16 protein-coding genes are annotated in these 20,681 nt (G+C 72.6%); 9 read left to right on the top strand and 7 right to left on the bottom strand.

The genetic code is table 11. From position 1 onward, the window contains the following. Positions 1-917: 917 nt before the first annotated feature. Positions 918-1,259, bottom strand: a complete 342-nt coding sequence (locus tag ACIQD7_RS13430) for a hypothetical protein (protein ID WP_402441663.1) — start codon at positions 1,257-1,259, stop codon at positions 918-920. A gap of 331 nt (positions 1,260-1,590) precedes the next feature. Next, positions 1,591-2,370 carry a GntR family transcriptional regulator gene (locus ACIQD7_RS13425; RefSeq protein ID WP_402441662.1) on the bottom strand — a complete coding sequence of 260 codons (780 nt, stop codon included), beginning with the start codon at positions 2,368-2,370 and terminating at the stop codon, positions 1,591-1,593. Positions 2,371-2,400: 30 nt separating this feature from the next. Between ACIQD7_RS13425 and ACIQD7_RS13420 the strand changes: the two genes are divergently transcribed. From ACIQD7_RS13420 to ACIQD7_RS13410, 3 genes are read left to right on the top strand one after another with little or no spacing between them, the layout of a single operon-like run. Then, on the top strand, positions 2,401-2,853 hold the full coding sequence (locus ACIQD7_RS13420; RefSeq protein WP_402441661.1) for an NUDIX hydrolase: 453 nt from the start codon (positions 2,401-2,403) through the stop codon (positions 2,851-2,853). A 57-nt stretch (positions 2,854-2,910) separates the two neighbouring features. Next, complete coding sequence (locus ACIQD7_RS13415; RefSeq protein WP_402441660.1) at positions 2,911-3,435, top strand: Imm21 family immunity protein; 525 nt, start codon at positions 2,911-2,913, stop codon at positions 3,433-3,435. Between the two features lie 41 nt (positions 3,436-3,476). Then, positions 3,477-3,971, top strand: coding sequence for a GNAT family N-acetyltransferase (locus ACIQD7_RS13410; RefSeq protein ID WP_402441659.1), 495 nt, complete (start codon positions 3,477-3,479; stop codon positions 3,969-3,971). A gap of 132 nt (positions 3,972-4,103) precedes the next feature. On the opposite strand, the gene ACIQD7_RS13405 is transcribed toward ACIQD7_RS13410, so the two are convergent. Beyond that, entirely contained in the window at positions 4,104-4,535 is a 432-nt protein-coding gene (locus ACIQD7_RS13405) for a VOC family protein (RefSeq protein WP_402441658.1), read from the bottom strand. Positions 4,536-4,860: 325 nt separating this feature from the next. Between ACIQD7_RS13405 and ACIQD7_RS13400 the strand changes: the two genes are divergently transcribed. Continuing rightward, on the top strand, positions 4,861-6,132 hold the full coding sequence (locus ACIQD7_RS13400; RefSeq protein ID WP_402441657.1) for a cytochrome P450: 1,272 nt from the start codon (positions 4,861-4,863) through the stop codon (positions 6,130-6,132). Then, complete coding sequence (locus tag ACIQD7_RS13395; RefSeq protein ID WP_402441656.1) at positions 6,129-7,388, top strand: cytochrome P450; 1,260 nt, start codon at positions 6,129-6,131, stop codon at positions 7,386-7,388. Before ACIQD7_RS13400 ends, ACIQD7_RS13395 begins: the two co-directional genes overlap by 4 nt. 73 nt (positions 7,389-7,461) lie before the next feature. Here the strand turns inward: ACIQD7_RS13395 and ACIQD7_RS13390 are convergent, their stop codons facing one another. Beyond that, complete coding sequence (locus ACIQD7_RS13390) at positions 7,462-9,492, bottom strand: PIG-L family deacetylase (protein ID WP_402441655.1); 2,031 nt, start codon at positions 9,490-9,492, stop codon at positions 7,462-7,464. 452 nt (positions 9,493-9,944) lie between these two features. Between ACIQD7_RS13390 and ACIQD7_RS13385 the strand changes: the two genes are divergently transcribed. Then, a complete protein-coding gene (locus ACIQD7_RS13385) occupies positions 9,945-12,932 on the top strand; it encodes a bifunctional [glutamine synthetase] adenylyltransferase/[glutamine synthetase]-adenylyl-L-tyrosine phosphorylase (protein ID WP_402441654.1) in 2,988 nt (995 codons plus the stop codon). 246 nt (positions 12,933-13,178) lie between these two features. Here the strand turns inward: ACIQD7_RS13385 and ACIQD7_RS13380 are convergent, their stop codons facing one another. After that, positions 13,179-13,787: a TetR/AcrR family transcriptional regulator gene (locus ACIQD7_RS13380; RefSeq protein ID WP_402441653.1), complete on the bottom strand. Its 609-nt coding sequence runs from the start codon at positions 13,785-13,787 to the stop codon at positions 13,179-13,181. Positions 13,788-13,946: 159 nt separating this feature from the next. Here ACIQD7_RS13380 and ACIQD7_RS13375 point away from each other — a divergent pair, with 159 nt between their 5' ends. Further along, positions 13,947-15,518, top strand: a complete 1,572-nt coding sequence (locus tag ACIQD7_RS13375; protein WP_402441652.1) for an APC family permease — start codon at positions 13,947-13,949, stop codon at positions 15,516-15,518. Next, positions 15,428-16,999 (top strand): amidohydrolase, encoded by a 1,572-nt coding sequence (locus ACIQD7_RS13370; RefSeq protein ID WP_402441651.1) that lies wholly within the window; start codon positions 15,428-15,430, stop codon positions 16,997-16,999. The genes ACIQD7_RS13375 and ACIQD7_RS13370 overlap by 91 nt, the downstream gene beginning before the upstream one ends. 12 nt (positions 17,000-17,011) lie before the next feature. Here ACIQD7_RS13370 and ACIQD7_RS13365 read toward each other — a convergent pair whose 3' ends face one another. Together ACIQD7_RS13365 and ACIQD7_RS13360 are read right to left on the bottom strand one after the other, a co-directional pair. Beyond that, positions 17,012-17,926 carry a phosphatase PAP2 family protein gene (locus ACIQD7_RS13365; protein ID WP_121829969.1) on the bottom strand — a complete coding sequence of 305 codons (915 nt, stop codon included), beginning with the start codon at positions 17,924-17,926 and terminating at the stop codon, positions 17,012-17,014. A 74-nt stretch (positions 17,927-18,000) separates the two neighbouring features. Next, positions 18,001-19,035: a LacI family DNA-binding transcriptional regulator gene (locus ACIQD7_RS13360; RefSeq protein WP_121829968.1), complete on the bottom strand. Its 1,035-nt coding sequence runs from the start codon at positions 19,033-19,035 to the stop codon at positions 18,001-18,003. A 357-nt stretch (positions 19,036-19,392) separates the two neighbouring features. Between ACIQD7_RS13360 and ACIQD7_RS13355 the strand changes: the two genes are divergently transcribed. Beyond that, positions 19,393-20,670 carry an extracellular solute-binding protein gene (locus tag ACIQD7_RS13355; RefSeq protein WP_402441649.1) on the top strand — a complete coding sequence of 426 codons (1,278 nt, stop codon included), beginning with the start codon at positions 19,393-19,395 and terminating at the stop codon, positions 20,668-20,670. The last annotated feature ends 11 nt before the right edge of the window (positions 20,671-20,681 follow it).

Here is a 20,681-nt window from a genome sequence, read left to right as displayed (position 1 = left end):
AGTGGTCACATTCTTTGGGCTCGTCATGGCCTTGGCTGAGGGCTTGCGCCTTTGGTGGCTCTTCATGTGGCTAGGCCTGGCGAATCATGGCGATTAGCCGTGCACGTGCCACCCGCTTTGGCGTGCGCGGTAGGTTGCCAGGAGTTCAGCTCTGTCGTGCCCAGACGTCCCGCTCGTCTTGAGCCGGGATCCGGCCTGGTCAGTGTTCCGGCCTGGTCGGGAGTGACAAGAGACAGGAGCCGGAACGATGGTGCGAACCAAACAGAGGAAGCGTGGCCAACGCCGACGAAGGGACTGGGTCGAGTTGGCAGTTGTGGCTCTCGGTGCGGTTACTGCCATCGCGGGGTGTATTGAGCGGTTCACGCACTGAGTTAGTGGCGTGGTCCCCGGCCGGTATGGACGGGCATGAGTGAGCCCGGCCGTGTCGTAGTCGGCCGGGCTCACATTGCCCCGCACGCGAGGCCTGGCTCCGGATGGCACCGGAGTCAGGCCTTCGTGGTTCGCGCGGGAGTCTTTGATCCGCCCAAGGCGTGGCGCTACCGCTGCCGAACGGTAGGGATATCTACCTTGGCGCTGACTCATTCCGATAGTACAACCGTCCAGCCTGCAGCCTAGGTCAGGGAAAGGTGTTTCTGCAGGTCAGAGGGGTGGCGCGAAAGTCTTGCGAGACCTGGCGACGCTTGGTGAATCCATTGAGATCATTAACGTTTTCGCAGGTCAAAGCGTTCTTGGGGTAGCGCAGAAGTGCGGCGGAGGGTAGCGAAGGGTGGCGAAGCGCAGGCCTTGCCGATAGCGCCGTGTCTGCCCCGTCTTGGGCTTTGTTCTCAGGGGCGTTGACTCGATGGAGTCATGAATTCTTGTGCCCGATGAACTGGGTGCCGTACTGGCCTTCCCTCCCCGCTTCCCGTGCCCGGGCCTTAGAGGGAGACGCTTCCCTCTCTGGCCCTGGAGGGCAGCTGAAGGCTCCAGGCGTGAGGGCCTGGATGGCTGGCGAAGAGGGCGCAGGCTTCCGGGTCCGGTCTTGGGCCTCGGTAGGGGCAGTCAGGGAGTTCGGTGAGGGTGGCTTCGGTGTCGTGCCATCTGATCCAGAGGGTCGGGCTTTGATCCAGGACGTCGAAGGCCGCGAAGTGGTGGTCCTCGGTGTGCTCGTCCAGGGAGCAGTGGGCGACGAGGTCCGGGGTGGGGTCCCCGAGGTGGTGGCCGATCGTGGCGCGTAACTGGAGGGTGAGGGAAGTGGAGGCGGTGCAGCGCGGCTTCATCCTGTGCCTTCCTCTCGGCAGCGGGGGCACTCGCAGGGCGGGTACTGGATCGGGTTCGAGATCGGCGTGAGGGGGGCGTCTTCGGTGATGGCGGTGATCGGGCCCCAGGTCTCGCCGGAGTCTCGGGAGACGCGGAGGGTCATGCGTACGGGGCCGGGTGGGAGGTCTGTTCGGGGCAGGTGTCGATGTGGCACGTGGGCTCCTTCGTAGGGACCCAGCTCCTCTGCTTATGTATAGGAGTTGGTGGAGTGGAGCCTGCCTTGACTCCTCTATAGGAGTCAATCCATCGTGCGGGTGAATGCGCTGTCGAGTGAGGGGAGTTGAGGGGCGGTCAGTCGGCTGCCGTGATGCGGTAGCTGAGGACGAACTGGTCCGCCGCCATGAGCGTGTCGCAGACCTCGACCACCCGGCCGTCGCTTGCGATCGCGCTCCTGAGCAGGTGGATCACGGGTGCACCCGGGTTGAGGGCCAGTTCGGTCGCCTCCGCCTTGGTCGCCAGGCGGGCCCGCAGGGTCTCCTCGAACTCCTCGAAGCGGTGGCCCGCGTCCTCCAAGCGGGCGTAGATGCCGCCGGGGCCGGGGTTCTCCGCGAAGAGTTCCGGGATGTCCTTGGCGACGGGCCATGGCAGGTAGGACGTCGCCGTCTCCACCGGGACTCCATTGCGGAAGTACAGACGGCGGCGCGCCAGGACCCGCGTCCCCGGTGCGACGCCCAGGCGGTCGGCGATCTCGGCCGGCGCCTCCGTGGGGCCGACGTACACCACGCTCACCTTGGCCGTCGCGCCCGACTGCTCGGACTCGGCCAGGTACGCCGCCCTGCCGTCACGGCGATGGGAGGCGCGGAAGCGGTCCGAGGAGCGGAGCCGTACCGGTGGACGGTCCTTCACGAACGAGCCCTTGCCATGGCGGGTGTCCACGAGGCCGCTCGCGCGTACCTCCACCATCGCCTTGCGGATCGTCCCGCCCGCCACCCCGTACCGCTCGATCAGTTCGGACTCGCTCGGGACCATGTCGCCGGGCTTGAGCACTCCGGCGCGGATCTGCTGGACGATCTCGTCCGCGATCTGCACGTACCGAGGTACGGACCGGTCGGTTCCTGCGGGGGTTCGCACGGTTCTTTCCACCCTCCTAAGCTCCTGCACATGAGTAACAGCGCCCCCGGAGCCCGGTCAACGTCACCCCTGCACTCCGTGTCCGTCGCCGGTGCCGTCGTGCGGGAGGACGGGCGGCTGTTGGCGATCCGGCGGGCCGACAACGGTACGTGGGAGTTGCCCGGGGGAGTCCTTGAGACCGACGAGACCCCGCAGGCGGGGGTCGTGCGGGAGGTGTTCGAGGAGACCGGGGTTCGGGTCGAGGTCGAGCGGCTCACCGGGGTCTACAAGAACATGGCCCGGGGGATCGTCGCCCTCGTGTTCCGGTGTCGGCCCGTGGGCGGGGACGCGCGGATCTCCGACGAGGCCAGTGCCGTCGGCTGGCTCACCCCGGCCGAGGTCAGGGAGCGGATGGCCGAGGTGTATGCCGTGCGGCTTCTCGATGCCGTGGGTGGGGGCGGGCCCTGGGTGCGCGCTCATGACGGGCGGCGGTTCGTTTCGTAGAAGCGGTGGTGGTCCGTCAGTGCGGGCCGGGGGCGAGTCCGGTGACATGCTCGGTGGGTGGAGAACTGGGTGCAGTCCATGGGCGGGCCGCTCGTCGTCGTTCCGTCGTCCGGGCTTCGGGAGTGGAGTGGGTGTACGGAGGGCGGGGTGCTCGTCGGGGGTGGTGAGGTGCCGGACGACTACGACCGGGCCTGTGCGGTGGAGGGGCTCGCCGGGGTGATCGGGGGGAACGTCCTCGTGCTCGGCGACGAGCCCGCGACGACCCGGTACCTGGCCGGGCGGCGGGCCTTCGTGCGGTGGCTCGGGGCCGATTGCGAGGAGGAGTTGGTCGCTGCTGCCGAGGCTTTGTTGGACGACCCCCGTACTCCTTGGGAGGAGTGCGGCGTCTGGGAGACGGGCGGGGGCGCCGTGCTCATGGAATCCGGCGACGCCGGGGCCGACCTCGGGACGCCGTACCCCGGCGGCACGGGAATGCCGGAGCAGGCCGACGTCGACCTGCCGGCGGGCCGGTGGCGGGTCGGGGCCCATCAGGCGACGGGCGGGGACGTCTGGGTCGGTGTGGTGCGGCTTCTGGCCTGCTGAAATCCGTTGCCCGGCGCACGGTGGGCGTTCACACTGCCGGGGTGAAGATCCCTTTCGTCGCCACCGCGCGGCTCCTCCTGCGCCCGTTGACCGCCGACGCCGCCGAGCGGATCGTCGCGCGGACGCCCCTCGACGGGGACCTCTGGGCCGAGGGGTATCCGCAGGACGGGGACGTCCGGGGGTGTAGTGGGTTTCTGCGGGGCGTTGCCGAGCGCGGGGATCCCGGGGTCTTCCGGGCGTATGAGATACGGCTTTCCGACAGCGGGGTTGCCGTCGGGGGGATCGGGTTCCACGGGCCGCCCGACGAGGTCGGCGTCGTGACCGTGGGGTACGGGCTCGTGCCCGGCGCACGCGGGAAGGGGTACGCCTCCGAGGCCCTGCGCGCCCTCCTCGAAACCGCCCGGGTGGCCGGCGCCGCCGGGGTCAAGGGAGACGCCGACCTGGACAACCCGGCCTCGCACCGTGTCATGGAGGCCGCCGGGATGCGGTGTGTCGCGGAGGCCGACGGGCTCCGGCACTTCTACGTGGGGTTCTGAGACGTCCGGAGTTCTGAGAGGTCCGGGGTTCTGAGACGTCCGGAGTTCTGAGAGGTCCGGGGTTCTGAGGCGTTCGGAGCCCTGAGAGGCCTGGGTTGCGAGACGCCTGGGGTTCCGGGACTCCCCGGCCCCTCAGCGTTCCGTCAGCTCCGACGGGGCCTCCTGGACCACCCAGCCGTTGCCGTCCGGGTCCTCGAACGTCATGAACGAGTTCCAGGGGCCGCCCTTCCCCTCCTCCCAGCCCGTCGCGCCCACGTGCAGGACCGGGGAGACCTCGACGCCCCGGGCCACCAGCTCCTTCCGCGCCGCCTCGATGTCCGTGACGCAGAGCTGGAGGCCGTGCAGGCCGCCCGGGGGCGTCTGCTTCGTGCCCGGCATCGGCGGCATCCCGCTCAGCATCGCGATCGAACAGCGCGAGCCCGGCGGGGTCACCTGGACGATCCTCATGCCGGGGGCCACCTCGTCGTCCAGGTCGACGGTGAAGCCGCACTTCTCGCCGTAGAACTCCTTCGACCGGTCCATGTCCGTGACGGGGACCGGGACCACTTCCAGGGTCCAGTTCATGCTCTTGGGTTCTCCTCGTTTCGCTTCGGAGGGCCGGGGCCGGCCCTACCCCCGGCGTCACCGACCTGACGGAAAATCGTCCCTCCCCCCGTCCGGTTTCGGAGCCGGGAGCGCGCACAAGGGCGGGAATGCTCCCCCTTGTTCCTTCTTTGTTCCTTCGCGATCTCCCCCTGATCGTCAACTGGCCCCTCTCTTCCGTCCACTGTGCGGAATTGATCGCGATTGAGGGCTCCCGCGACACACAACCTCCCTATAGTGAGCCAGCGTTGATCACATGAACGCGACACGTGCGGCTGTCGCCACAGGAGTCGGGAGTTCAGGACTCATGACGCGCCCCCCTTCAGAGCAGCCGCCCCCCGGGTGCCCCGCGCACGCGGGCACGGCCCCCGCCGTCCCCCTCGACGGACCCGGCTTCCAGGTCGACCCCCAGGCCCTCTACCGGGCCATGCGCCGCGACCACGGGCCCGTCGTCCCCGTCGAACTGCCGGGCGGGGTGCCCGCCTGGCTCGTCATCGGGTACCGCGAGCTCCACCGGGTCACCAGCGACGGCGAACTGTTCCCGCGCGACGTGAGCCTGTGGAACCAGTGGCCGCACATCCCCGCCGACTGGCCGCTGCTCCCGATGGTCGGACAGCCCCTGCCCTCCATCTACTTCACCGCGGGGGAGGAGCACCGGCGGCACGTCCGCATGGTGGTCCCCGCCCTGGAGGGCGCCGACCCCTTCGAGATCCGCGGGCACTGCGAGCAGCTCGCCGACCGGCTCGTCGACGCCGTGTGCGGCCGGGGCACGGCCGACCTCGTGGCCGACTTCTGCGAGCCCCTCCCCGTCCTCGTCCTCGCCCGCCTCGTCGGCTTCCCCGACGACGAGGGCGACGACATCGCCGAGGTGCTCAAGGACCTGGCCGACGGCGGGCCCGGTGCGCAGAGCGCCCACCAGCGGTTCGGCGAGCACATGGCGCACCTGGTCGCCGCCAAGCGGGCCGCGCCCGGGAACGACGTCACCTCCCGGATGCTCGCCTTCCCCGAGGCCTTCACCGACGAGGAGTACGCGCTCGACCTGATGGCCATCACCGCCGCCGGGCACCTCACCACCGCCGACTGGCTCGGCAACTCCCTGCGCCTGATGCTCACCGAGGACGAGTTCGCCGACTCGATGGCCGGCGGCCGCCGCAGCGTCTCCGAGGCCGCCACCGAGGTGCTGTGGGAGGAGGCCCCCACCCAGATCCTCGCCGGACGCTGGGCCGTACGGGACACCCGGCTCGGCGGGCAGCGGATCGCGGCCGGGGACATGCTGCTGCTCGGCCTCGGCGCCGGCAACACCGACCCGCTGATCCGCCAGGGGGACCGGGGCGCCCACGGGGGCGGCGGCGCGCACCTGGCCTTCAGCCACGGCGAGTACCGCTGCCCCTTCCCCGCCCAGGAGATCGCCGAGATCATCGTCCGCACCGGCATCGAGGTCCTCCTCGACCGGCTGCCCGACCTCGAACTCGCCGTCCCCGCAGGGGAACTCGTCCGCAGGCCCTCCGCCTTCCTGCGCGGCACCACCTCGCTCCCCGTCCGGTTCACCCCCGTTCGTACGACAGGAGACCTCTCGTGACCTGCCCCCATGCCGCCGCAGCACAGGCCGCCGCCCGGAACGGCGGGACCGTCGTCATCGACCCGATGGTCCAGGACCTGGACGGCGAGACCGCGCGGCTGTGCGACGCCGGTCCGCTGGCCCGGATCGACCTGCTCGGAGTGCCCGCCTGGGCCGTCACCCGGCACGCCGACGCCCGGCGGCTCCTGGTCGACCCCCGGCTCGTGAAGGACCTCGACGCCTGGGGCCTGTGGCGCAGCGGCGAGGTCACGCACGCGTGGCCGCTCATCGGGATGATCGACGCCGGCCGGTCCATGTTCACCGTCGACGGCGCCGAGCACCGCCGGCTGCGGACCAAGACCTCCCAGGCGCTCACCCCCCGCCGGCTCGAAGCGATACGCCCCGACATCGAGAAGTTCACCGCCGAACTCCTCGACGCCCTGGAGGAGGGCGGCCGGGACGGCGCCGTCGTCGACCTCAAGTCCGTGTTCGCGCAGCCGCTGCCCATGAAGGTCGTCGGGATGCTGATGGGCGTCGACCCCGCCTCGAACGCCATGCTCACCCGGCAGTACAAGAAGTTCTTCTCGATGCTCACCCCGCAGGACGAGCGCCTCGCCCTCCTCGCCGACCTGGACGTCTTCTACGCCGGACTCGTCCGCGAGAAGACCGCGCGGCCCACCGACGACCTGACCTCGGCGCTCATCCTCGCCGACGAGGGCGGCGAGCCGCTCACCGAGGAGGAGGTCGTCGGCAACCTCAAGGCGATGGTCGCCGCCGGGCACGAGACCACGATCGGGCTCATCCTCAACGCCGTGCGCGCCCTGCTCGCCCACCCCGACCAGCTGAAGCTGGTCCTGGACGGGGAGGTCTCCTGGGAGACCGTCATCGAGGAGACCCTGCGGTGGGACACCCCCACCACCCACCTGCTCATGCGGTTCGCCACCGAGGACATCGAGGTGGGCGACGGCGTCATCGCCGAGGGCGAGGGCGTGGTCATCTCCTACCGGGCGATCGGGCGCGACCCCGAGCAGCACGGGCCGGACGCCGACGCGTTCGACGTCACCCGGGCCGCCCCGATCCGGCACATGACCTTCGGCCACGGCCCGCACATCTGCCCCGGCGCCGCCCTCTCCCGCGTCGAGGCCGGGATCGCCCTCCCCGCCCTCTTCGCCCGCTTCCCCCGGCTGCGGCTCGCGGTGCCGGACGCCGACATCCGCAAGCTTCCCGTGATGACGCAGAACGACATGGAGGCGTTTCCCGTGCTCCTGGGCACCTGAGCTCCTCGACGCCTGAACTCTCGACGCCTGACGCCCGGGGCCAAAAGGCCCCGGCTCAGCGCCCCGCCCCCGCTCAGCGCCCCGCCGGCGTCCAGTGCAGCCGGCCGTCCAGGCCCATCGCCGCGACCCCGTCGGTGCCCGCGTCCGGGGCTCCCGCGAAGAGGAAGCGGTCCAGGGTCCACACCGGTCGCGTCCCGGCGCCCGTCTTGCCCGTGCCCGTCCTGCCGTGCGACGCCGTCGCCAGGAAGCCGGTGCGGGAGCGGACCGCGAGGAGGCCGTCGCCGCCGCTCACCGGGCCGAAGCCCGCGACCCCGGTGCCCGGCAGCTCCGTGAACGGGGAGACCGGGGCCGTACCGGAGAAGTCGGCGCTCCGCAGGTCGCCCGAGGCCGGCTTGCGGAACCAGAGCCGCACCCCGTCGCCGGCCGGCGACGCCGTCGCGCTCAGCGCCAGCGTCGTCGGCGGCAGACCGGTCGGCGCCGGGCCCGTCAGCGGCCCGCCGGGGTGCTGCCGCGCCCACGCCAGGACGGTCTTCGGGGTGCTCGCGAAGACGTACCCGCGCCCGGCCGCGTCCGTCGCCGCCACCGGATCGCCGTACACGTCCGCGCCGCCGAGCACCCGCCACGGCCCCCAGTCCCCGCCGGCGAGCTGCTCGCGGGCGGTGAGGCGGTGGCGGCTGTCCCGCAGGACCACGGTCGCCCGGCCCCCGGCGCCCACGGTCACGGCGGGCGCGCTGATGTCCGAGGTGCCGGAGGCGTCGTCCCGCTCGGGGGTGCCGAGGGACCGCCACGGGCCGAAGCCGCCGCCCGGCACCGTCTGCGCGGTGGTCACCACCTCCCGGCGGTACTCCGCGAGGTCCGTCCGGGTGCCGTAGACCGCGATCCGGCCGTCGGGCAGGGTCACGGAGGTGACGCCGCTGTCCAGGCCGCCGCCGGGCAGCAGCTCCGGGCCCCGCCAGGCGACGGCGTCCGCCGCCTTCCGCCAGGTCGCGAGGCGCCCGTCGAGCACGGAGAAGGCGCGCAGGCCGCCGTCGGGGTCCCGCTGCACCCAGGAGGTCGAGGTGCCCCGGGCGTAGCGGACGGTCTGGGTCCAGCCCCGCCCGCCGGGCCGCGCGGCCACCTTCAGGTCGCCGCAGCCCGCCAGGGTCCCGCAGTCCGCGACCCCGTCCAGCCAGGCGTACGTCTCCAGGGTCTTCAGCTTCGCGCCCGCCGCCTCGGCGTCGAGGGTGTGCGGCAGGGCGCTGGTCGGATAGCCGAGGTAGTTCTGCACGCCGACGTGCGGGTGCCCGGGCCGCTCCGCGTACCGGGCCAGGGCCTCCTGGACGAACCGCGCCCCGTACAGGTGGTCCTGGTGGTCCCGGTACGCCCCCGTCCCCGGGTACGTGCCGGGGGTCGGGTCCTGCATCCGCACGAAGGTCGGCCGGAAGCGCTCCAGGAGCCCGGTCAGCGTCTCGACGACCTGGTCCCTGTTGTACGAGAAGTCGGAGGCGGCCGGGGTGCCGGCGGACAGCTGGGAGCCGAGCTCGGTCACGCGCCCGTGCCACAGGCCGTTGAGGCTGTGCGGACGGTCGCCGCTGATCGAACCGGCCTCGCGTATCTGCAGCCACACCAGCTTGACGTGCGGCTTCGCCCGCAGGGTGTCCAGCTCGGCCCACGCGCCGCCGGCCGTGGGGATCGCGACCCGGTCCCAGGGGCTGGTCCTGACGCCCGTCGCCATCTCGGCGTACGCGGCGCGGATGCCGTTCTGCCGGGCCTCGGCGTAGCCCGCCTTGTCGGCCTCGGTCCCGGCGGCGTCGCGCGGGCGCGCGTTGACGCCGTCCGACTCGCCCGCCGTGAGGTACACGGAGGTGAGGGGGCTGCCGGAGTGGAGCGACTGCGCTATGTCCGGGTTCATGAAGAACAGGTCGTCGTCCGGGTGCGCGACGACCTGCATCACCGAGGTGGCGGCCGGCGGCGCGGGCACGGGCTTCGCCGCCGCCCTGCCCGGCGCGGGCGTCCCCGCCTTCGCGCCTGTCGCCGCGTGCGCCTCCGGCCCCTCCGGCGTGCCCGTCACCGCGAGGACCCCGGCGAGGGCCCCGCCCACCAGGGCGGCGGTGACCACGGTCACGGCGGTCCCGCGACGGGACGGCAGGTCGGAACGGCGGGGACGGCGGAGGCGGCGGAGGCGGACAGACATGGGCGGGCGGCGCGCTTTCGAAGAGGACGGGCGTGAGGACGGGCAGGGCAGGTGGGTCGGGCGGGACAGGTGGGTCGGGTGGGGCGGATGGGACGGACGTGACCCGCGAGCACGCGTACGGACGTGACCCGCGAGCAGGCGTACGGACGTGACCCGCGAGCAGGCGTACGGACGCGACCCGCGAGCAGGCGTTCGGATCTCGCGGTCGGCAAGACGGACTTTCAAGAAATACGGTTCATCGGGCCCGAAAAGCGATCAATGTGTGGGACATCACGTGTGATCCGCTGCGAACCGAAGGCCCGCACGCTCCCGCCCCCCGCGCCGGATAGGCTCGTTCCCCCGGCTCGCCCCGGGGCTCGGACGTGCTCGGAGGGAGCGGCGGAATGACGGTGCCGGGACGCAGGAGCAGTACGTTCTCACGGCTGCTGCGGCACGGGTTCACCGACCCCTCGGGAGCCGAGCGGCTCCTGGACGTGCCCGAGCTGTCCGCGCTGCGCGGCGACTCCGTCCTCCTCGACGCCCTCGGCGCCACCGCCGACCCCGACCTCGCCCTGCGCGGCCTGGTCAGGCTCGTCGAGGCGCAGCCCGAGACCGAGCGGCAGACCTTCACCGCCACCCTGCTCTCCGCCAAGCCCTTCCGGGACCGGCTCCTCGGCGTGCTCGGCGCCTCCGAGGCGCTCGCCGACCACCTGGCCCGCCACCCCCGCGACTGGGAGTCCCTCGTCACGTACGAGGCGGCCGACCTGCACCCGGGGGTCGCCGAGTTCGAGCGGGGGCTCGCCGACGCCGACGACCCGGTCTCGCTGCGGGTCGCCTACCGCCGCTGCCTGCTGGCCATAGCGGCCCGTGACGTGTGCGGCACCACCGACGTCGCCCAGGCCGCCGCCGAGCTGGCCGACCTGGCGACGGCGACCCTGCGCGCCGCGCTCGCCCTCGCCGAGGCCGCCGCGCCCGCCGACGCCGCCCAGTGCCGGCTCGCGGTCATCGCGATGGGCAAGTGCGGCGGCCACGAGCTGAACTACGTCTCCGACGTCGACGTGATCTTCGTCGGAGAGCCGGCCGAAGGCGCCGACGAGGGCAAGGCGATCCAGGCCGCGACCCGGCTCGCCTCCCACCTGATGCGGATCTGCTCCGAGACCACCGTCGAGGGCACCATCTGGCCGGTCGACGCCAACCTGCGTCCCGAGGGTCGCAACGGCCCCCTCGTCCGCACCCTCTCCTCCCACCTCGCCTACTACCAGCGCTGGGCCAAGACCTGGGAGTTCCAGGCGCTCCTGAAGGCGCGCGCGGTCGCGGGCGACCCGGAGCTCGGCTCCCGGTACATCGAGGCCGTCTCCCCGCTCGTCTGGCAGGCCGCCGAGCGCGAGAACTTCGTCCCCGACGTGCAGCGGATGCGCCGCCGGGTCGTCGACAACATCCCGGCCGCCCAGATCGACCGCGAGCTGAAGCTCGGCCCCGGCGGCCTCAGGGACGTCGAGTTCGCCGTCCAGCTCCTCCAGCTGGTGCACGGCCGCAGCGACGCCACCCTGCACAGCGGCGCCACCCTCGACGCGCTCGCGGCCCTCGCCGCCGGCGGCTACGTCGGCCGGGCCGACGCGGCCCAGCTGGACGAGGCGTACCGCTTCCTGCGGGCCATGGAGCACCGCATCCAGCTCTACCGGCTGCGCCGCACCCACCTCGTCCCCGAGGACGAGACCGACCTGCGCCGCCTCGGCCGCTCCCTCGGCCTGCGCACCGACCCGGTCGCCGCGCTCACCAAGGAGTGGCGGCGGCACGCGGCCGTCGTCCGGCGGCTGCACGAGAAGATCTTCTACCGCCCGCTGCTCGACGCCGTCGCCCAGCTCGCCCCCGGCGAGACCCGGCTCAGCCCGAAGGCGGCCGGACAGCGCCTCGAAGCACTGGGGTACGCGGACCCCGCCGCCGCCCTGCGCCACCTGGAGGCGCTGTCCTCCGGGGTGAGCCGGAAGGCCGCCATCCAGCGGACCCTGCTGCCCGTGCTGCTCGGCTGGTTCGCGGACTCGGCCGACCCGGACGCCGGGCTCCTCGGCTTCCGCAAGGTCTCCGACGCCCTGGGCAAGACCCCCTGGTACCTGCGGCTGCTGCGCGACGAGGGGGCCGCCGCCGAGAACCTCGCCCGGGTGCTCTCCGCCGGGCGGCTCGCCCCCGACCTGCTGCTCCGCGCCCCCGAGGCGGTCGCGCTGCTCGGCGACCCGGAGGGGCTGAAGCCGCGCGACCGGGACCACCTGGAGCAGGAGGTCCTGGCGGCGGTCAAGCGCGCGGACGACGCCGAGCAGGCGGTCGCGGCGGCGCGCGGGGTGCGCCGCCGGGAGCTGTTCCGCACCGCCGCGGCCGACCTCATCGGCTCGTACGGCACCGAGGACAGCCCCCGCGAGCCCGACCCGGGCGCGCTGGTCGACCGGGTGGGGGAGGCCGTCACCGACCTCAACGCGGCCACGATCGCGGGCGCGCTGCGGGCCGCCGTGCGCGCCGAGTGGGGCGAGGAGCTGCCGACCCGGTTCGCGGTCATCGGCATGGGCCGCTTCGGCGGCCACGAGGTGGGGTACGGCTCCGACGCCGACGTCCTCTTCGTGCACGAGCCGCGCGAGGGCGTGGACGAGCAGGAGGCGGCCCGGGCCGCGAACCGGGTGGTCACCGAGATGCGACGGCTCCTCCAGGTGCCCACCGCCGACCCGCCGCTGCTCATCGACGCGGACCTCAGGCCGGAGGGCAAGAGCGGCCCCATGGTCCGCACCCTGAAGTCGTACGCCGCCTACTACCGCCGCTGGTCGCTCGTCTGGGAGAGCCAGGCGCTGCTGCGCGCCGCACACATGGCGGGCGACCGGGACCTCGGCGAGCGGTTCATCGAGCTGGTCGACCCGCTGCGGTACCCGGCCGAGGGGCTGGGGGAGGACGCGGTCCGGGAGATCCGCCGCCTCAAGGCCCGGATGGAGTCCGAGCGGCTGCCGCGCGGCGCCGACCCGACGCTCCACGCCAAGCTGGGGCGCGGCGGTCTGAGCGACGTCGAGTGGACGGTCCAGCTGCTCCAGATGCGGCACGGCTGGGCCGAGCCGGGCCTGCGGACGACCCGGACCCGCGAGGCGCTCGCCGCCGCCCACGCGGCCGGGCTCGTCCCCACCGAGGAGGCGCAGATCCTGGACGAGGCGTGGGTCCTGGCCACCCGCGTCCGCAACGCGGTGATGCTGGTCCGCGGCCGCCCCGGCGACACCTTCCCCTCCGAGCCGCGCGAACTCGCGGCGGTCGGGAGGTACCTGGGCTACGAGTCGGGCCACGTCGGCGAGATGGTCGACGACTACCGGCGGATCACCCGCCGGGCCCGCGCGGTCGTCGAGGAGCTGTTCTACGGAGCGTGAAGCCTCCGGCGGTGGCGGGGGCGTCCTTCCGGGGGTACGCCTCCGGGGCACGACCGCCCCTGAACGCGGCCTGCTTCCGGCGTGCGCGGGCCCACCCGTGCCCGCGCTGACGCGGGTCCGGGGTGCGCCGGTACGGGTCCGGGGCGCTGACACGGGCCCCGGGTGCCGATACCGAGAGCCCCGTTCCCGCAGACGGCGAGGTTCCCGGGACCGGCACGGCCCCCCGTAGGCCGGCCCCCACCGCCCCTACGGCGCCCCCCGCAGCGTCCGGACGTGCGCCAGATACCCCGTCAGCGCCAGCTCGAACGCCTGGTTCGCGCGGCCCTCCGGGACCGCGGCCAGGGCGCGGGCGAGGTGGGGGGTGGCCGTCTCGTCGGCGAGTTCCCACATGGCCTCGGGGGCGGCCAGGTCGAGGGCCGAGCCCAGGACGAGGTTCTCCAGGGCGATGATCACGGGCATGACGTCCGGCAGGGCGAACCCCGCGTCGAGCAGCCGGGCGACGGCCCTCTCGTACTGGGCGAGGACCTTCGGGGCCCGCACCGGCGAGGTCATGAGGAGCGGGATCGTACGCGGATGGGCGGCGAAGGCGGCCCGGTAGGAGCGGGCCCAGGCGACGAGGGCCGCGTCCCAGGGCTCCAGGTCGAGCGTCCCGCCGTCGATGGCGGCGGCCACCCGCTCGCGGAGCAGCTCCACGATCCCGTCCCGCCCGTCCACGTGGTGGTAGACGGAGGCCGTCTGCACCCCGAGCCGCTTCGCGATCTGCGGGACGCTGAACTCGCCCTTCTCGTCCACGACTTCCAGCGCCGTGGTGGCGATGCGCTCCCGGTCGAGGAGGGGTCTGCGCGGCCGGCCCATGGGACGTCACTTCCTGTCCGGGTTCCCGTCGGATTCCCGTCGGGTCTTCCCGAACGGTCGGGGACGAGGCTACATTGCGCGAACCGAAAGCCTTTAGGTTTACGTCCGGCCGGACATCCCGACACCCCTGCCACCGCCACCGGAAGGCCCTCCCCAGCCATGTCCGCACCCGCCCCCGACGCGCCCCCGGGACTGAGAACCGGCACCCTCACCACCGCCGACATCTCGTTCTTCGTGGTCTCCGCCGCCGCCCCCCTCACCGTCATGGCCGGCGTCGCCCCCGTCGCCATCCTGCTCGGCGGCACCGGCGCCCCCGTCGGCTACCTCCTGGCCGGCCTCACCCTCACCGTCTTCGCCGTCGGCTTCACCACCATGAGCCGCCACGTCCGCAGCGCCGGCGCCTTCTACGCGTACATCGCGCGCGGCCTCGGCACCCCCCTCGGCATCGCCGCCGCCCTCGTCGCCATGCTCGGCTACAACGGCATGGAGATCGGGGTGTACGGGCTCCTCGGCTCCGCCACCTCGGACACCGCCGCCGCCCTCGGCCACGACGTCCCCTGGCTGCCCGTCTCCCTCGCCGGCCTGCTCCTCATCTGGTACGGCGGCTACCGCTCCATCGACTTCGGCGCCAAGGTCCTCGGCGTCCTCCTCGTCGCCGAGACCGGCATCCTCGTGCTCCTCGCCGCAGGCGTCCTCCTCGACGGCGGGGCCCACGGACTCTCCCTCGGCGGCCTCGCCCCCGCCCACGTCCTCACCGGCGGCACCGCCGCCGTCCTGGCCTTCGCCTTCGCCGCCTTCACCGGCTTCGAGTCCACCGTCATCTACCGGCGCGAGGCCCGGGATCCGGCCCGCACCGTCCCGCGCGCCACCTACATCGCGGTCGCCTTCCTCGGCCTCTTCTACGCCTTCGTCGTCTGGACCGTCATCCAGGCCTTCGGCGAGGACGAGGTCGTCAAGGCCGCCGCCGACGACCCCGGCGGCCTCTTCTTCGCCGCCATCACCACCTACGTCGGAGCCTGGGCCGCCGACCTGATGCACGTCCTCATCGTCACCAGCGTCCTGGCCTCCCTGCTCGCCTTCCACAACGCCATCAACCGCTACACCCTCGCCCTCGCCGAGGAGGGCGTCCTGCCGGAGGCCCTCGGCCGCATCCACCCCCGCCACCGCTCCCCGTACGTCGCCGGGGCCGCCCAGACCGTGCTCGGCGCCGTCGTCGTCCTCGGCTTCGCGCTCGCCGGCGCCGACCCGTACCAGCAGCTCCTGCTCTGGGTGAACACCCCCGGGATGCTGGGCCTGATGCTCCTCCAGCTCCTCGCCGCGCTCGCCGTGCCGTTCTTCTTCCGCCGGATACGGCACGACGAGGGCGTCCTGCGCACGGTCGTCGCCCCCGTCACCGCCTTCGTCCTGCTCGCCGGGGCGATCGCCCTCGTCGTCGGGCACGTCCACCTCTTCACCGGGGCCTCGCCCGCCGTCAACACGGTCCTGCTCTCCGCCACCCCCGCCGTCTTCCTCCTCGGGCTCCTCCTCGCGTACCGGCTGCGCCGCACCCGCCCCGAGGTCTACGCCCGCTTCGCCGCCGAACCCGCCGAACCCGCCACACCCTCCGCACAGACCGCACAGACCGCACCTGGAGAAATCCCGTGTCCGCACCCGACCTCGTCCTCGTCGGCGCCCGCGTCCGCGCCCCCGAACCCACCGGCCACACCGCTGTCGCCGTCCGCGACGGACTGATCACCGCCCTCGGCACCGACGCCGACGCCCGCGCCTGGGCCGGACCCGGCACCGAGACCGTCGACCTGGCCGGCGCCACCCTCACCCCCGGCCTCACCGACTCCCACAGCCACCCCGTCTGGGGCCTGGAGATGACCGCCGGAACCGACCTCTCGGCCGTCACCGACCTGGAAGGGCTGCGGGCCGCGCTCCAGACTGCCGAGCGCCGCGACGGCTGGGTCCTCGGCTTCGGCCTCGACCACAACGCCTTCGGCGGCCGGCCCGTCCACCACGACCTGATCGAGGACGCCCTCGACGGCGCCCCCGCCCACCTGCGCCTCTACGACGGGCACTCCGCCCTCGTCAGCGCCGCCGCCCTGAGGGCCGCCGGCATCGACGGGCCCCGGACCTTCGCCCAGCACGCCGAGGTCGTCTGCGGTCCCGACGGGCGCCCCACCGGACACCTGATCGAGCACGCCGCCATGGACCTGGTGGCCCCGGTCATGCCCGTCATGCCGTACGCCGAGCGGCGCGACCGGCTCGTCGCCCTGCTCACCGGCATGGCCGCCACCGGACTCACCTCCGCCCACGTCATGGACCTCGGCGGACACGACGTCCCCGGCCTGCTCGCCGCGATCGAGGAGGACGGCGACCTGCCGCTCCGCCTGCGCCTCGCCCCCTGGTGCATGCCGGGCGTCACCACCGAGGAGCTCGACGCCTTCGTACGGCTCCAGGAGCGGGCCGGGCGGCTGTGGCGGATCGGCGGGGTGAAGTTCTTCATGGACGGCACCGTCGAGGGCGGCACCGCCTGGCTGGAGCACGCCGACTGCCACGGCCGGGGCACCGACGCCTTCTGGCCCGACCCGGCCGCGTACTCCGCCGCCGTGGCCCACCTGCACCGCGCCGGGGTCGGCACCGCCACCCACGCCATCGGCGACGCCGCCGTCCGCCACGTCCTCGACACCGTCGAAGGCCTCGGCGCGGGCGGCCCCCGGCACCGGATCGAGCACATCGAGACCGTCCCCGACGACCAGCTCGGGCGCTTCGCCGCGCTCGGCGTCGTCGCCTCGATGCAGCCCCCGCACACCGCGTACACCCGCGCCGACCACACCGACGAGTGGTCCGTACGGCTGGGGGAGGAGCGGGCCGGGCGCGCCTGGCGCTGCCGCGACCTGCGGGACGCCGGGGCGCACCTCGCGCTCGGCTCCGACTGGCCCATCGCCCCCTACGACGCCCGGCAGGTCCTCGCCACCGCCCGCGCCCCGCGCGGCGCGGCCTCGGCCCGGCACGGGCTCACGGGCCCGATGGCCCTGGAGGGGATGACCACGCACGCGGCGCTCGCTGCGGGGGAGGAGGCGGTCGCGGGCCGGATCGCCCCGGGCTTCCGGGCCGACCTCACCGCCTTCGGCGTGGACCCGGTGGAGGCCCCGGCGGACGAGACCGCCGATGCCCCGGTCCGGCTCGCCGTCGCCGGCGGCCGGATCACGTACCGGGGGAACTGAGGGAGGGCCCGCCTACCGGCGGGAGTCGACCGGCCGTTCCGCGTCGCTCTCGCGGTCCGGTCCCGTCTCCGGGGCCGGGCCGCCGTGCGCGACCACGCCCGCCGGCTCCACCGGCTCGACCAGCTTCGGCAGCCGGTGCGGCCGGGAGCCGTACCAGAAGTACGAGACGGCGAAGCCGAAGGCCAGGCAGATCATGCCGCCGACCGCGTCCAGCCAGAAGTGGTTCGCGGTGGCCACGATGACGACGAGGGTCGCCGTCGGGTAGAGCAGGCCCAGGATCCGCGCCCAGGGCGCCTTCGCCAGCAGGAAGATCGTGATCCCGCACCAGAGCGACCAGCCGATGTGCATCGAGGGCATCGCCGCGTACTGGTTCGACACGTGCTTGAGGTTGCCCGAGGCCATCGAGCCCCAGGTGTGGTGGACCAGGACCGTGTCGATGAAGTCCTGTCCGTTCATCAGCCGGGGCGGCGCGAGCGGATACAGGTAGTAGCCGACCAGGGCGACGCCGGTGGTGGCGAACAGGACCGTGCGGAACGCCGCGTAACGGCCCGGCTGCCACCGGTACAGCCACACGAGCACACCGATGGTCACGACGAAGTGCAGCGTCGCGTAGTAGTAGTTCATCGCCACGATCAGCCACGTCACCGAGTTCACGGCGTGGTTGACGGTGTGCTCGAAGGCGAGCCCGACGGACTCCTCGGCCCGCCAGATCCAGTCCGCGTTCCTGAGCGCCTGGGCCTTCTGCTCCGGCACCGCGTTGCGGATGAGCGAGTACGTCCAGTAGCTCACCGCGATCAGCAGGATCTCGAACCAGATCGTGGGCCGCCGGGGCACGTGCGTGCGCAGCCGCGACAACCTGCCGCCGGCCGCGATGGGTGACGACGGGGTCGTCCGGTCGTCCAAACTCTTCACGGTCGTTTCACCCATGGGGAGAGAGTCTGCCAGATGGCCGCCCCCGACCGATCATCCCAAGGTCGGGTCCGGTGCGCACCCGGTCAGCCTCAGGAAGGAGGCCTCACGGCCGACGGCGCGGAGGCGGTCGAGCCCCGGACCACCAGCTCGGGCATGAAGACGAATTCGGAGTGCGGGGCCGGGGTGCCCCCCACCTCTTCGAGGAGCGCGCGGACCGCGGCCTGCCCCATCGCCTGCACCGGCTGCCGGATGGTGGTCAGCGGCGGATCGGTGAACGCTATGAGGGGGGAGTCGTCGAAGCCGACGACGGAGACGTCCCTCGGCACGTCGAGCCCCTGCTGCCGGGCCGCCCGGATCGCGCCGAGCGCCATCATGTCGCTCGCGCAGACGACCGCCGTGCAGCCCCGGGAGATCAGCGCGCCCGCCGCCGCCTGGCCGCCCTCCAGGGTGTAGAGGGAGTGCTGGATCAGCTCCTCGGACTCCTCCGGGGCGAGGCCGAGCCGCTCCTCCATGCCCTTCTGGAAGCCCTCTATCTTGCGCAGCACCGGCACGAACCGCTTCGGCCCGACGGCGAGCCCGATCCGGGTGTGCCCGAGCGCGGCCAGGTGCGTCACCGCGAGCCGCATCGCCGCCCGGTCGTCGGGCGACACGAAGGGCGCCCGCACCTTGGGCGAGAAGCCGTTGAGGAGGACGTACGGGACGCCCTTGCCGCGCAGCTGGTCGTAGCGGGTCATGTCGGCCGTGGTGTCGGCGTGCAGCCCCGAGACGAAGATGATGCCGGCGACGCCGCGCTCCACCAGCATGTCGGTGAGCTCGTCCTCGGTGGACCCGCCGGGGGTCTGGGTGGCGAGGACCGGCGTGTACCCCTGCCGGGTCAGGGCCTGTCCGATGACCTGCGCCAGGGCGGGGAAGATCGGGTTGTCCAGCTCGGGGGTGATGAGGCCGACGAGTCCCGCGCTGCGCTGCCGCAGGCGCACGGGCCGCTCGTAGCCGAGCACGTCGAGCGCGGCGAGGACGGATTCGCGGGTGGCGGTGGCCACGCCGGGCTTTCCGTTGAGCACGCGGCTGACTGTGGCCTCACTGACCCCCGCCTGGGCTGCGATGTCGGAGAGCCGCGCGGTCATGGGAGTGGACTGTACCGGTCACGGGGCGTATTGCCCACCGCCCCGGCGCACCCCGTCCGCCGTGGCCGGGAGGCGTCCTTCTGCAAGGTCTTGCAGTTCTTGCGGGGCGTGCCGGGGGCGCGTCACGGGCGCGCGAGGTGCGAAAGGGCGCACTCCCGGCCCTGTCAAGCGACCCGTCGGCAACCTTAGGGACACGCGGATGTAACGATCCCCGGCTCTTGCAGAAAAATCCCGCAAGGTCTTTCGGCTCGTTTTCATCCCTGTTACGTTCCTGCCAACCCGGAGCGCCGCGAGGGAGCGGTCGCATGAGGAAGGTTCCAGCCCCTCGTCCCCCCGGGATCAGTTGAAGGAGTTCACATGCGGCGTGGCATAGCGGCCACCGCGCTGGTCGCGGCCCTGGGCGTGACCCTGGCGGCGTGCGGGAGCGACAGCGGTTCCGACAACGGCGGCTCGAAGGGCTCGGGCGAGCTCTCCGGCACCGTGACCTGGTGGGACACCTCCACGGTCGGCTCCGAGGACAAGGTCTTCAAGAAGGCCGCCGAGGACTTCAAGAAGAAGCACCCCAAGGTCACCGTCAAGTACGTGAACGTGCCGTTCGGCGAGGCGCAGAACAAGTTCAAGAACGCCGCGCAGTCCGGCTCCGGCGCGCCCGACGTCATCCGCTCCGAGGTCGCCTGGACCCCCGAGTTCGCGGACCTCGGCTACCTGGCGCCGCTGGACGGCACCCCGGCCCTCAAGGACGCCGACGACTTCCTGGAGCAGGCCGCCGCCTCCACCAAGTACAAGGGCAAGACCTACGCCGTCCCCCAGGTCATCGACTCCATGGGCATCTTCTACAACAAGAAGATCTTCAAGGAGGCCGGCGTCGAGGTCCCCAAGACCATCGACGAGCTGAAGACCGCCTCCGCCAAGATCAAGCAGAAGACCGGCAAGCCCGGCCTCTACCTGCGCGGCGACGACGCCTACTGGTTCCTCTCCTTCCTCTACGGCGAGGGCGGCGACCTGGTCGACGCCGAGAAGAAGACCGTCACCGTCGACAACCCGGCCGGCGTGAAGGCCTTCAAGGTCGTCAAGGACCTGGTGGACTCCGGCGCGGCCAAGACCGACGCGACCGACGGCTGGAACAACATGCAGACCGCCTTCAAGGAAGGCAAGGTCGCCATGATGATCAACGGCCCGTGGGCCGTCGCCGACACCTACGCCGGCAAGGAGTTCACGGACAAGGCCAACCTGGGCATCGCCCCGGTCCCGGCCGGCTCCGGCGGCCAGGGTGCCCCGCAGGGCGGCCACAACCTCGCCGTCTACGCGGGCTCCAAGAACCTGGACGCCTCCTACGCCTTCGCCGAGTACATGACCTCGGTCGAGACGCAGACCACGATCGCGAAGGAGCTCAGCCTCCTGCCGACCCGCGAGTCCGTCTACATCAAGCCGGACGTGGCGACCAACGAGATGATCTCCTTCTTCAAGCCGGTCGTCCAGAAGGCCGTCGAGCGCCCCTGGATCCCGGAGACCGGCAGCCTCTTCGCGCCGCTCGTCACCGAGTACACCAAGGTCCTGACCGGCCAGACCACCCCGGAAGCGGGAGCCAAGGCGTCCGGCGACGCCTACCGCAAGCTCCTCAAGGACTGGAAGTAACAGGAAGGCAG

The sequence above is a fragment of the Streptomyces sp. NPDC093071 genome (assembly GCF_044754545.1).
Taxonomy (GTDB): domain Bacteria; phylum Actinomycetota; class Actinomycetes; order Streptomycetales; family Streptomycetaceae; genus Streptomyces.
The sequence above is the reverse complement of the archived record's forward strand: the minus strand, read 5'-3'. Positions and strand labels throughout refer to the sequence as shown.

What these genes read in the sequence shown, in the direction of transcription:
- ACIQD7_RS13430 (WP_402441663.1), bottom strand. Translation starts at nt 1,259, where the DNA reads ATGAAGCCGCGCTGCACCGCCTCCACTTCCCTCACCCTCCAGTTACGC.
- ACIQD7_RS13420 (WP_402441661.1), top strand. Translation starts at nt 2,401, where the DNA reads ATGAGTAACAGCGCCCCCGGAGCCCGGTCAACGTCACCCCTGCACTCC.
- ACIQD7_RS13405 (WP_402441658.1), bottom strand. Translation starts at nt 4,535, where the DNA reads ATGAACTGGACCCTGGAAGTGGTCCCGGTCCCCGTCACGGACATGGAC.
- ACIQD7_RS13400 (WP_402441657.1), top strand. Translation starts at nt 4,861, where the DNA reads ATGACGCGCCCCCCTTCAGAGCAGCCGCCCCCCGGGTGCCCCGCGCAC.
- ACIQD7_RS13385 (WP_402441654.1), top strand. Translation starts at nt 9,945, where the DNA reads ATGACGGTGCCGGGACGCAGGAGCAGTACGTTCTCACGGCTGCTGCGG.
- ACIQD7_RS13380 (WP_402441653.1), bottom strand. Translation starts at nt 13,787, where the DNA reads ATGGGCCGGCCGCGCAGACCCCTCCTCGACCGGGAGCGCATCGCCACC.
- ACIQD7_RS13375 (WP_402441652.1), top strand. Translation starts at nt 13,947, where the DNA reads ATGTCCGCACCCGCCCCCGACGCGCCCCCGGGACTGAGAACCGGCACC.
- ACIQD7_RS13365 (WP_121829969.1), bottom strand. Translation starts at nt 17,926, where the DNA reads ATGGGTGAAACGACCGTGAAGAGTTTGGACGACCGGACGACCCCGTCG.
- ACIQD7_RS13360 (WP_121829968.1), bottom strand. Translation starts at nt 19,035, where the DNA reads ATGACCGCGCGGCTCTCCGACATCGCAGCCCAGGCGGGGGTCAGTGAG.
- ACIQD7_RS13355 (WP_402441649.1), top strand. Translation starts at nt 19,393, where the DNA reads ATGCGGCGTGGCATAGCGGCCACCGCGCTGGTCGCGGCCCTGGGCGTG.